The organism is Paracoccus sp. S4493 (assembly GCF_000967735.1).
Taxonomy (GTDB): domain Bacteria; phylum Pseudomonadota; class Alphaproteobacteria; order Rhodobacterales; family Rhodobacteraceae; genus Paracoccus; species Paracoccus marcusii.
Genome location: NZ_JXYF01000015.1, coordinates 1 through 11,061, shown reverse-complemented (window position 1 = coordinate 11,061; position 11,061 = coordinate 1). Strand labels below are relative to the sequence as shown.

Sequence of the window (11,061 nt, the reverse complement as noted above, 5' to 3'; positions counted from 1 at the left end):
GGGGTTGTCGCGCAAGATGCGCCAGTCCAGCCCCGACGCGACGCAAAGCCAAGCCAGATAGGGCAGCAGCATCGCCCCCGCGACCCGGTCCAGCGACCAGAAGGTCACCGTCATGGCCGCGACCGTCACCAGCAAAGTGGCGATGATCGCCATGCCCAGGGCCATCCGCCGCGCCCCGAAGAAGACCGGCGTCCACAGCGTGTTCAGTGCGATCTGCGCCGCCCACAGGGCCAGCGCGGCCCCCGCGCCGGGCAGGCCCGCCACCCGCGTCGCGGCCGCGGCCGACAGCAGGTAGATGATCGTCCAGGCCACGGGAAAGGCCCATTTCGGCGGGGTGAAGCCGGGCTTGCGCAGCCCGTCATACCACGCGCCGGGCTTGAAGATGACGCCGGTCGCGGCGGCGGCGACGCTGGCCAGCAGGAAGACCGGGAACAGGATCAACGGGGAACCTTTCTGCTGCGGTCCTCGTCGCGGATGCCGTCCATGACGGCGGCCAGCTCTGCGGTGATGCGGGGTTCGGAGAGGGCGTGGCCCGATGCCGGGACCAGACGCAGTTCGGCCCGGTCCCACCCCTGGGCCAGCCGGTGCGCGCTGACGGGCGGGCAGACCATGTCATAGCGGCCCTGGACGATGATCGCGGGCAGGTGTTCGATCCGCCCGCGGTCGCGCAGCAGCTGCCCCTCGTCCAGGAAGCAGCCGTTGCTGAAATAGTGATTCTCCAGCCGGGCAAAGGCGCGGGCGTAATCGGCGGGGGCATGGCCCGCGGCCTGCGACTGCAGCCCCGCCAGCGCGTTTTCCCACATCAGCCAGGGCTGCGCGAATCGCGCCTGACGGCCCAGGTCGTCGTCGAACAGCCGCCGGTGATAGGCGCCGATCATGTCCTGGCGTTCGGATGGGGGGATCGGCTCCTGAAAGCGCTCCCACAGGTCGGGAAAGAACCGCGCGGCGCCCCCGCCATAGAACCAGTCCAGTTCGGACCGCATCCCCAGGAACACCCCGCGCAGCACCAGCCCGGTGACATGGTCCGGATGCGCCTGCGCATAGGCCAAGGCCAGCGTCGCCCCCCAGCTGCCGCCGAACAGCAGCCAGCGGTCGATGCCAAGGCGTGCGCGGATCAGGGCGATGTCGTCGATCAGATGCGCAGTGGTGTTGGCCCGCACCGACGCGGTGGGCCGCGACCGCCCGCAGCCGCGCTGATCGAACAGCACCACGCGGTAATGCGCCGGGTCGAAAAAGCGCCGCATATAGGGGCTGCACCCGCCGCCCGGCCCGCCATGCAGCACCAGAACGGGCCGGCCCTGCGGGTTGCCGCATTCCTCGGCGTACAGGATGTGGCCGTCGCCCACGTCGATCTCGTGGCGGGCAAAGGGTTCGACCGCCGGGTGAAGGCGGCCATGTGACGCGGAGATTTGTCCTGCCAATCGGTCCATCCTGCCACTATAAGCACAGACAACGCCGCCCGCCAGAAGGACCGCCCCCCAATGACCACGCCCAGCAGCATCGACCAGGCCGAGATCGCGAAATTCGAGGCGATGGCCGCCGAATGGTGGGATCCCAACGGCAAGTTCCGCCCCCTGCACCTGATGAATCCGCTGCGGCTGGACTATATCCGCGACCAGATCGCGGCCGAATACGGGCGCGACCGGCGCAGCCTGCGGCCCTTCGCGGGGCTGCGGGTGCTGGACATCGGCTGCGGCGGCGGGCTGGCCAGCGAACCGATGGCGCGCTTGGGCGCGGATGTGGTGGGCGCGGATGCGACCCAGGTGAACATCGCCGTGGCCCAGACCCATGCCGATCAGCAGGGGCTGGCGATCGATTACCGCGCCACCACGGCCGAGGCGCTGGTCGCGGCGGGCGAACGCTTTGACGCGGTCCTGGCGCTGGAGATCGTCGAACATGTCGCCGACCCCGCAGCCTTCGTCGCGACCTGCCACGACCTGCTGCGCCCCGGCGGGCTGCTGATCCTGTCGACGCTGAACCGCACCGCGCGCAGCTTCGGCGCGGCGATCATCGGGGCGGAATGGATCATGCGCTGGCTGCCGCGCGGCACGCATGACTGGGCGCGCTTCATCACCCCGGACGAATTGGCCGCTCATGCGCAGGCGGCGGGGCTGATGGTCGCGGACCGCAAGGGGATGGTGTTCAACCCGATCACCTTCGGCTGGGCGATGTCGGATCGCGACCTGGCGGTGAACTATATCATGACGGCGCGTCGGGCCTGAGGCCTCAGGGCTTGGGCGGGTCGGCCTCCAGCCGCAGGCGCAGCTCGCGCAGGACGGGCAGTGCGCCGCGCACCCGGTCCGCGCCGATGTCGCGCACCACGCCCGCGATCAGCGGCATGAAGCCCGCGATGGCCTGATCGCGCGCCGCCCGGCCCGCCGTGCTGATCGACACGAACTTGCGCCGCGCATCGTCCCAATCGGGGCGGATGTGGACATGGCCCGCCCATTCCAGCCGCGCCAGCGTGTTGGTCATCGCGCCCCGCGTGATGTGGAACGCCGCCGCCAACTGGGCGGGGGTGCGTTCCTCGTTCACGTGGGCCAGAAGGTTCAGCACCGAAAAATGCGAAATCTGCATCCCCTTGGGCAGCGCCTTGCCGATCAGGTTGCGCGACAGCTGGTCGGCGATCAGCACCTCGGCGAACAGGCTTGCGGCCAGCCGGTCGGTGGACCGGGCCTCGGCGGCTTTGTCAGGGTTGGGCGCAGGTGTCGTCATGGCCTTCCGGGGCCGCAAAGGGCCTGTCGTGATACAGCGAGGGAATGCGAGACCGTGCCTCATCCACCGCCGAAAGGTCAAGGGATACAATGGTGATGCCTGGATCGTCCCCGCCATCGGCCAGCACCCGGCCCCAGGGGTCGACGACCAGCGAATGGCCGTGGCTGCGCCGGGCGGGGCGGTCCGGGCTGTGGGGCGCGGGGTGGGTGCCGCATTGCGCGGGCGCCAGCACGAAGCACCCGGTCTCGATCGCGCGGGCGCGCAGCAGGGGCTCCCAATGGGCGGCCCCCGTGACCGGGTTGAAGGCCGACGGCACGGTCAGGATGCGCGCGCCTGCCTGCGCCAGCGACCGGTACAGGTGCGGAAAGCGCAGGTCATAGCAGACCGTCATGCCCAGCACCGTCCCGGCCGCGGGGGCCGTGACCGCCCGGTCGCCGGGGCGATAGGCGGCGCTTTCGCGATAGGATTCGGTGTCGCTGATGGTCACGTCGAACATGTGCAGCTTGTCATAGCGGGCCGCGACCGTCCCGTCGGGGGCGATCAGCAGGCTGCGGTTCGCGAACCGCCCGTCCGCGTCGCCGCTGGCCAGGGCCAGCGATCCGACCAGCAGCCAGATGTCCAGCGCGCGCGCCTCGGCCCGCAGGGCGGCCAGGGTCGCGTCCTGATCCTCGGGGCGCAGCAGGGTGGCCTGACGCGCGCGGTCGGGGGACAGCAGGTTCGTCGCCTCGGGCGTCAGGACCAGCCGCGCGCCCCGGCCCGCGGCCTTGCGGATCAGGGCGGTCGTGGGGTCAAGATTCGCGGCCGGGTCGTCGCCGACCGTCAGCTGGATCAGCCCGACGGTCAGCGCGCCCATCAGGCGGCGCCCTTGAGCAGCGGGTCCAGCTTGCCCGACCGCTCCAGCGCATAGAGGTCGTCGCAGCCGCCGACATGCGTGGTGCCCACGAAGATCTGCGGCACGCTGCGCTTGCCCGCGCGCTTCGTCATCTTGTCGCGAAGCGCCGGGTCGGCGCCGACGTCGATTTCCGTATAGGACGCGCCCTTCTGGTCCAGAAGCTGCTTGGCGCGGATGCAGAAGGGGCAGGTGCGGGTGGTATAGATCTCGATGCTCATGGCGGTCCTTTTTGGTGGCTGCCCCCTATCTAGTGATCCTTGACCGCGCGTGCCAGCACCGCCACCGAAACCGGTCCCGATCCCGCCGCCAGCAGCGCCAGTGCCGCCGCGTGGATCGTGGCCCCCGACGCCATCACGTCGTCGACCAGCATCACCGGCCGCCCCGCCACGCCTGCCGCGCGACGCGGATGCACGGCCAGGGCGTCCTGCTGGTTGGCATAGCGGTCGGCCACGCCGCGATGGTCCTGCGCCTGCGTGTGGCGCACCCGCACCAGCAGGTCGGCCTGGTGATCCAGCCCCAGGGCGCGCGCCACCCGGCCCGACACCTGCGCGGATTGGTTGTACTTGCGTTTTGCCAGGCGGCGCAGGTGCAGGGGCACCGGGGCCACGATCATGCCGGGCATCGCCAATGGTGCCGCCGCCCGCGCCAGCCACGCGGCCATGGGTGGGGCCAGGTCCAGTCGGTCGCCATGCTTCAGCGCCAGGATCAGCCTGCGCGCGGTGCCGCCATAGACCATCGCCGCGCGCCCGCGCGTCCAGGGCCGCACCGTGCCCAAGCAGTCGTCGCAGACCAGCACCGTGTCCACGCCCGACCCGTCATCGGGCAGCGGCGCCCCGCAGCAATCGCAGCAGGCGCCGGTGATGAAAGCGGCCTCGGGCCAGCAGTCGGCGCACAGATGCACGGCGCCCGCGCCCCCGTCGGCCACCCCCGCGCCGCAGGACAGGCATTGGGGCGGATAGAACAGCCGCAGCGCGGCTTTCATCGCCCCCGAAAGCACCTTATGTTCCCGTCCCATGAGTGACCCCAGACCCGCCCTGACCGACCGCATCGCCCTGACCCGCCAGCGCCGCCGCGCCCAACGGGACGGCATGGTCGACCTGTTCCACCAGATCGCCGCCGACGAGATCCACGATAGGCTGGCCGAGGTTAACAGAACCTTTACGGCCCCTGCCCTGGTGACCGGTTTTCCCGACATCTGGGGCCCGCACTTTCCCGATGCGCGGGTGGTAGCGGACGACCCGGTGCTGGACCTGGAACCAGGCGCGCATGACCTGGTGATCCACGCCCTGTCGCTGCATTGGGCGGACGATCCGGTCGGGCAGATGGTGCAGTGCCGCCGCGCCCTGCGCGAGGACGGGCTGTTCATCGGCGTCCTGTTCGGCGGCCAGACCCTGTCCGAACCCCGCGCCGCCCTGGCCCAGGCCGAGGCCGAGATCACCGGCGGCCTGTCGCCCCGGATCCTGCCGATGGGAGAGATCCGCGACCTGGGCGGCCTGCTGGCCCGCGCGGGGCTGGCGTTGCCGGTGGCCGACCTGCTGCCGCAGCGCGCCAGCTATCGCGACCTGTTCCACCTGGGCCGCGACCTGCGTGCGATGGGCGAGGGCAACGCGATGGCCGCGCGCCTGCGCCGGCCCACGCCGCGCGCCGTGCTGGCCCGCGCCGCCGATCTGCTGGCCTCCCACAGTCCCGACCGCGACGATCCGTCCCGTGTCGCCGTCACCTTCGATCTGGTCTTTCTGACGGGCTGGGCGCCCTCGGACAGCCAGCCAAAGCCCCTGCGCCCCGGATCGGCCACCACCTCGCTGGCCGATGCGCTGACAAAACTCAGGAAGTCATGATGAGACCCACCCACGCGCCTGCCGACCATCCCGCGGTCAAGCCCGCCAAGACCGGCATCCTGATCGCCAATCTGGGCACGCCGGACGGCTATGACTACTGGTCGATGCGCCGCTATCTGAACGAGTTCCTGTCCGACCGCCGCGTCGTCGACGTGAACCGCCTGATCTGGCAGCCGCTGCTGCAGGGGGTGATCCTGACCAAGCGGCCGTTCAGTTCCGGCAAGAACTACAAGCTGATCTGGAACCACGAGGCGAACGAAAGCCCGCTGCTGACCATCACCAAGGCCCAGACCCGCGCGCTGGCGCAGATGGCGCATGACGAATGGGGCGATCAGGTGATGGTCGATTTCTGCATGCGCTATGGCAATCCATCGACCGGGGACGTGGTGCGGCGGATGGTCGATGCGGGCTGTCGGCGGATCGTGTTCCTGCCGCTTTATCCGCAATATGCGGGGCCGACCTCGGCCACGGCCAACGACCAGCTGTTCCGCGTCCTGATGAAAGAGACCTGGCAGCCCGCCGTGCGCACGGTCGAGCCCTATGTGAACCACCCCGACTACATCAAGGCGCTGGCCGACAGCGTGCGCCGCGCGCTGGACGGCAAGGTGCCCAAGAAGCTGGTCGCCAGCTATCACGGCATGCCCAAGCGCTATCTGATGCAGGGCGATCCCTATCACTGCCAGTGCCAGAAGACGTCGCGCCTGCTGCGCGAGGAGCTGGGCTGGCCCGAGGGGATCATCGACACGACCTTCCAGTCGGTCTTCGGCCGCGAGGAGTGGTTGAAGCCCTATACGGTCGAGCATGTGGCCGAACTGGCCAAGCAGGGCCATACCGACATCGCGGTGATCTCTCCGGCGTTCTCGTCGGACTGCATCGAGACGCTGGAGGAGATCAACGGCGAGATCAAGGAGGCCTTCGAGGAGGCCGGAGGGCACGAATTCCAGTACATCCCCTGCCTGAACGACGACCCCGCCCATATCCGCGTCATGCTGGAGGTGGTGCGCGAGAACATCGGCGGCTGGGTGCAGCCGCGCTGAGCGTCGGCGCGTTCACGCCAAGTTGGGTTTGATCCGGTGCGAGGCATTGGATAGGACTAGGCCATGTGCGCGAGGAGAGTGGCCGGAACATGAAGAAAATCAACGCGCTTGCGATTCTGGGCCTGATCGTGCTGGGTGCGTGCGGCCCACGCAACCTGGCGCCTGCGCCGATGGCCATGCCCATGGACCCGGCCGCGGTGGCGGCCCCGGTGGTCGACGACAACGCGGCCATCGCGGGGCGGGTGCTGCAGCAGATCAACACGCTGCGCGGCAACATCGGCCTGTCCCCGCTGCAGCCCAGCCCCGCGCTGGAGGCGGCGTCGCTGGTCCATTCGCGTGACATGTCGGCCCAGAACCGGGCCTGGCACTGGGGGTCGGACGGATCGTCGCCCCTGGACCGGGCGCAGCGTCAGGGGTTCGGCGGAGAGATCATCGGCGAGAACATCTCGGAGACCTACGAGAACGAGATCGAGACGCTGGCCGCATGGATGTCCACGCGCGACACCCGCGACGTGATCATGGACCCGACCGCGACGCAGCTGGGCTTTGCCTGGTTCAAGGAGCCGTCGGGCAAGGTCTGGTGGACGCTGCTGACCGGACGCTAGGCCTCGGGCGGCCCCCATGCGGGGCCGCAACCGTCGCGGGGGTCAGGGATAGATGACGACCGGCGTGCCGGGCATCAGCATCGCATAGATTTCCTGGATTTCCTCGTCGGTGACGGCGATGCAGCCGGCCGTCCAGTCGCGCTGGCGCGGGAACAGGTTGTTGCCCTGGGGTCCGCGGCCGTGGATGAAGATGTCGCCGCCCGGATCCATGCCGTACTGCTCGGCGAAGGCGCGGTCGTTGGGGTTCGGATACGAGATGCCCACCGACAGGTGGAACGCGCTGCGCGGGTTGAAGCGGTCGATGTAATAGACGCCTTCGGGGGTCTTGCCGTCGCCCGAGAACTGCTTGTGCCCCACCGGCTGGTTGCCCAGGCTGATGTCATAGGACCGGACCGGCGTGCTGCCGCTGAACAGGTGCATGCGACGCTGACCCTTGTTCACCTGCACCTGGGTGATCGGCGGCCCGGAATAGCGCTGGAACTTGCTGGGTTGCTGCGGCTTTCCACAGGCAGCCAGCAGGGCCAGCATCGAAATCGTGAACGTCCGACGGGTGGTTCTGATCATCACTGCCTCTGAAGCGTTTTTGATTTTTTATGGGCCCGGAATATCACGGATACACCATGCCTGCCTAGCGGTGCGTTAACGCCGCCACCAGTTCGACATGCGGGGAAAACCGGAACTGGTCGACCACCCACAGTCGATCGATGCCATAGCCGGCATCGGCCAGAATCCGCGCATCCTTGGCAAAACTGACCGGGTCGCAGGACACGGCCGCCACCACCGGGACGCGAGCGGTGGCGATCTGACGCATCTGCGCCTCGGACCCGGCGCGGGGCGGGTCGATCACGATCGCGTCAAACCGGGACAGTTCATCGGGCATCAGCGGCCTGCGGGCCAGATCGCGGACCTCGGTCGTGACATGGTTCAGGCCGGACGTGGCCCGCCACGCCGAATCAAGGGCGGACAAGGGTGCGGCCAGCCCCTCGACCGCATGGACGGAGGCCCGTTCCGCCAAAGGCAGCGTGAAGGTCCCGCAGCCCGCGAAAAGATCGGCGACCTTTGACGCGCCCGCCACGGTGTCGCGCACCGCAGCCAGCAGTGCGACCTCGCCCTGGGCTGTGGCCTGCAGGAAGGCACCGGGCGGGGGGACGACATGCGCGCGCCCCATCGGCAGGGCGGGCGCGCGGCGGGTGATGGCCTGGCCATCCCAGTCCAGCCGCGCCATATCGCCCTCGTCCGCGAGGGCGGCCAGAGCCTGGAACAGCGCAGGGTCCATCGGCTTGCCGCCACGCACGGCGACGTCCAGCCCGGCCGGACCATGGATGACGACCAGCGACAGTTCCGCCGCGCGCGACGCCCCGGCGATGACGATGCGGCGCAGCAGCGGCAGCGCGGACAGGATCTGCGGGCGCAGCACGTGGCATTCGGTCAGATCGACGATCACGTCGGATGCGCGGCCATGAAACCCCACGGTCGCACCCTTCTTCGTGCGCCGCCCCGACAGCACGGCCCTGCGGCGGCTGTTCGGCGCCGACACGTGGACCTGCGGCAGAGGCGCAGTGATCCCCTGGGCCGCCAGCGCGGTCAGCACGACCTGGGTCTTCCAGGCGGTGGTGAAGGCGTCGGTCGCGTGCATCAGCGAACAGCCCCCGCAGGCGCGGTAATGGCCGCAGACGGGGCGGATGCGGTCCGGGGACGCGGTGACGATGCGCGGGGCGGCGATGCGGCCGTCCAGGGCCTCGCCCTCGACGACCTCTCCGGGCAGGACCAGGGGGGCCAGCGCGCGGGCGTCGCCCGACAGGGCCACGCCGTCGCCCTTGCGGCCAAGCCGCTCGATCGTCCATTGGGTCATTCGGCAGCCTCTTCGGTGCCCAGGAAACCGCCCGACTGGCGGTTCCAGTAGCGGGCATAGCGGCCGTCGCGGGCCAGCAGGTCGTCATGACCGCCCTGTTCGACGATGCGCCCGTCCTCGATCACCAGAATGCGGTCCAGTTCGGCGATGGTGGACAGTCGGTGCGCGATGGCCAGCACGGTCTTGCCGCGCATGGCGCGGGTCAGGGCATCCTGGACCTGGGCCTCGACCTCGCTGTCCAGCGCACTGGTCGCCTCGTCCAGGACCAGGATCGGCGCGTCCTTGAGGAAGGCGCGGGCGAGGGCGATGCGCTGGCGCTGGCCGCCCGACAACTTGACGCCGCGTTCGCCCAGATAGGCGTCGTACCCGGTGCGGCCCGCGTAATCCTCCAGCGTCAGGATGAAGTCATGCGCCTCGGCCGCCTTGGCGGCGGCCACGACCTCGTCCTGCGTTGCGTCGGGGCGACCGTACAGGATGTTGTCGCGGGCGGATCGGTTGAACATGGCGGTGTCCTGGGTGACCATCGCCACCTGGCGGCGCAGGCTTTCCTGGGTCACATCGCGCAGGTCGTGGCCGTCGATGCGGATGGTGCCCCGTTCAACGTCGTAGAGCCGCAGCAGCAGGCCGACCAGCGTGGTCTTGCCCGCGCCGGACGCGCCGACGATGCCGATCTTCTCTCCGGCCGGGATGGTCAGGGTCAGGTCGCGGATGCCGCCCGCGTCGCGGCCATAGGCGAATTCGACATGGTCGAACTCGATCCGGCCCTGCACGCGCGACAGGGTCCGGGCGCCGGGGCGGTCGGTCAGGGCATGGGGCGGGGACAGGGTCTTCATCCCGTCCTCGACCTCTCCGATGCTGCCCCACATGCCCATCAGGGCCATGCTGACCCACCCGGTCATCTGCGACAGGCGCATGGCGATGGCACCGCTGGCGGCGACATCGCCCACGGTCGCGGTGCCGTCGCGCCACAGCAGGATCGCGCCGCCGACCAAAATCACCGGCAGGATCCCCGCCACGACCATCAGCGACAGCCGGAACCAGGTCGAGACGACGCCGAAATCCAGCGCGCGTTCGCGGAACCCCGCCATCGCGCCCAAGGCGGCCTGATCCTCATGCTGGGCATGGGCGAACAGCTTGACCGTCTTGATGTTGGTGATGGTGTCGACGACCTGTCCGGTGACATTAGCCCGCGCCGATGCGCGCGCGCCCGATTTCGCGCGGATGCGCGGCAGGAAGAACCGGATCAGCGCGAAATAAGCCGCCAGCCAGACCAGCAGCGCCACCGCGCCCCAGCCATCGACGGCCAGCAGGAAGGCCGCCGATCCCAGCACGGATGCCAGGGCGAATGCGACGACGTTCACCATTTCGGATGCGACATCGGTCACCGCGCGCGCGGTCTGCATCTGCTTTTGCGCCAGCCGCCCGGCAAAGTCGTTGTCGAAGAAGGTGACCGCATGTCCCATCGTCCAGCGATGCAGGCGCGACAGCACCAACGGCAGGATGTTCGGTCCGATGATCACGTTCGAGCTGGCCGTGGACAGGCCATAGATCGCCGGGCGCACCACCAGGAAGAACCCCGCGAACAGCGCGACCAGGCCCCAGTTCTGGTCCCAGAAGACGCCGGGCGCGCTGGTCGTGACCGCATCGACGACCATCCCCAGCAGCAGCGCCGAGACGACATCCGCCACCCCGCCCAGGGCGGAGGCGATGGCGGCAAAGCCCAACCCCGGCCAGGCGCCCGACAGGCACCAGCGGAAGAAGGCCATCAGCGTGGCGGGCGGCGCGCCCTCGGCCGGGCGAAAGGCGTCGACCATGCGGCCGAAGCGGGTGTGCAGGCTCATTCGTCGTCCTTCCCGGCCAAGCGGGCCGCGTCGATCAGGGCAGGGGCGGGCAGGGTGAAGGCCGACGCGATCCACGCCTCCTCCGCGGCCTTCAGGGCCCGTCCCAAGGCAGGCCCCTGCAGCGGGGCCAGGTCGGCTGCGGCCACGGGCAGGGGGGACCGGGTCGCCCGCGCGATGCGGGCCTGCCAGTCGGGGGGCAGCGGGTGGCCGTCGGCGGCCATCAGGGCGGCATGGTCGGTCGCGGCATCCGCGCCCAGGTGCCACGCTGCGCGGTCCAGCGA

At 69.7% G+C, this 11,061-nt stretch carries 13 protein-coding genes and 1 pseudogene; 4 read left to right on the top strand and 10 right to left on the bottom strand.

The annotated features are described in order from the left end of the window. The coding region (locus TW83_RS03365) for a TspO/MBR family protein (RefSeq protein WP_071209461.1) at positions 1–441 on the bottom strand (441 nt) is incomplete at its 3' end. Then, entirely contained in the window at positions 438–1,430 is a 993-nt protein-coding gene (pip, locus tag TW83_RS03360; protein ID WP_045981368.1) for a prolyl aminopeptidase, read from the bottom strand. The genes TW83_RS03365 and pip, both read right to left, overlap by 4 nt. Before the next feature lie 51 nt (positions 1,431–1,481). Here pip and ubiG point away from each other — a divergent pair, with 51 nt between their 5' ends. Then, positions 1,482–2,222, top strand: coding sequence for a bifunctional 2-polyprenyl-6-hydroxyphenol methylase/3-demethylubiquinol 3-O-methyltransferase UbiG (ubiG, locus tag TW83_RS03355; protein WP_045981367.1), 741 nt, complete (start codon positions 1,482–1,484; stop codon positions 2,220–2,222). 4 nt (positions 2,223–2,226) lie between these two features. Here the strand turns inward: ubiG and TW83_RS03350 are convergent, their stop codons facing one another. The 4 genes from TW83_RS03350 to TW83_RS03335 are packed head-to-tail and all read right to left on the bottom strand — an operon-like array spanning position 2,227 to position 4,589. Beyond that, the gene (locus TW83_RS03350) at positions 2,227–2,715 is read right to left on the bottom strand and encodes a MarR family transcriptional regulator (RefSeq protein ID WP_045981366.1); all 489 of its coding nucleotides are present in this window, start codon (positions 2,713–2,715) and stop codon (positions 2,227–2,229) included. Beyond that, entirely contained in the window at positions 2,690–3,559 is an 870-nt protein-coding gene (locus tag TW83_RS03345) for a carbon-nitrogen hydrolase family protein (RefSeq protein ID WP_157001330.1), read from the bottom strand. The genes TW83_RS03350 and TW83_RS03345 overlap by 26 nt, the downstream gene beginning before the upstream one ends. Positions 3,560–3,567: 8 nt before the next feature. After that, on the bottom strand, positions 3,568–3,825 hold the full coding sequence (grxC, locus tag TW83_RS03340) for a glutaredoxin 3 (RefSeq protein WP_045981364.1): 258 nt from the start codon (positions 3,823–3,825) through the stop codon (positions 3,568–3,570). Between the two features lie 29 nt (positions 3,826–3,854). Then, a complete protein-coding gene (locus TW83_RS03335; protein ID WP_045981363.1) occupies positions 3,855–4,589 on the bottom strand; it encodes a double zinc ribbon domain-containing protein in 735 nt (244 codons plus the stop codon). A gap of 31 nt (positions 4,590–4,620) precedes the next feature. Between TW83_RS03335 and TW83_RS03330 the strand changes: the two genes are divergently transcribed. The 3 genes from TW83_RS03330 to TW83_RS03320 all read left to right on the top strand — a co-directional run bounded on the left by TW83_RS03330 (position 4,621) and on the right by TW83_RS03320 (position 7,087). Continuing rightward, positions 4,621–5,445, top strand: a complete 825-nt coding sequence (locus TW83_RS03330; protein ID WP_045981362.1) for an SAM-dependent methyltransferase — start codon at positions 4,621–4,623, stop codon at positions 5,443–5,445. Continuing rightward, positions 5,442–6,482, top strand: coding sequence for a ferrochelatase (gene hemH / locus TW83_RS03325; RefSeq protein WP_045981361.1), 1,041 nt, complete (start codon positions 5,442–5,444; stop codon positions 6,480–6,482). Before TW83_RS03330 ends, hemH begins: the two co-directional genes overlap by 4 nt. Before the next feature lie 89 nt (positions 6,483–6,571). Continuing rightward, a complete protein-coding gene (locus TW83_RS03320; protein ID WP_045981360.1) occupies positions 6,572–7,087 on the top strand; it encodes a CAP domain-containing protein in 516 nt (171 codons plus the stop codon). Between the two features lie 42 nt (positions 7,088–7,129). Here TW83_RS03320 and TW83_RS03315 read toward each other — a convergent pair whose 3' ends face one another. From TW83_RS03315 to TW83_RS21075, 4 genes and pseudogenes are all read right to left on the bottom strand, one after another. Continuing rightward, positions 7,130–7,651, bottom strand: a complete 522-nt coding sequence (locus TW83_RS03315; protein WP_045981359.1) for a L,D-transpeptidase family protein — start codon at positions 7,649–7,651, stop codon at positions 7,130–7,132. 64 nt (positions 7,652–7,715) lie between these two features. Next, positions 7,716–8,939, bottom strand: coding sequence for a class I SAM-dependent RNA methyltransferase (locus tag TW83_RS03310; RefSeq protein ID WP_045981358.1), 1,224 nt, complete (start codon positions 8,937–8,939; stop codon positions 7,716–7,718). Then, positions 8,936–10,780, bottom strand: a complete 1,845-nt coding sequence (locus TW83_RS03305) for an ABC transporter ATP-binding protein (protein ID WP_045981357.1) — start codon at positions 10,778–10,780, stop codon at positions 8,936–8,938. Before TW83_RS03305 ends, TW83_RS03310 begins: the two co-directional genes overlap by 4 nt. Next, positions 10,777–11,061 (bottom strand): annotated as a pseudogene (locus TW83_RS21075) (hypothetical protein); the annotation flags it as partial. The gene TW83_RS03305 and the pseudogene TW83_RS21075, both read right to left, overlap by 4 nt.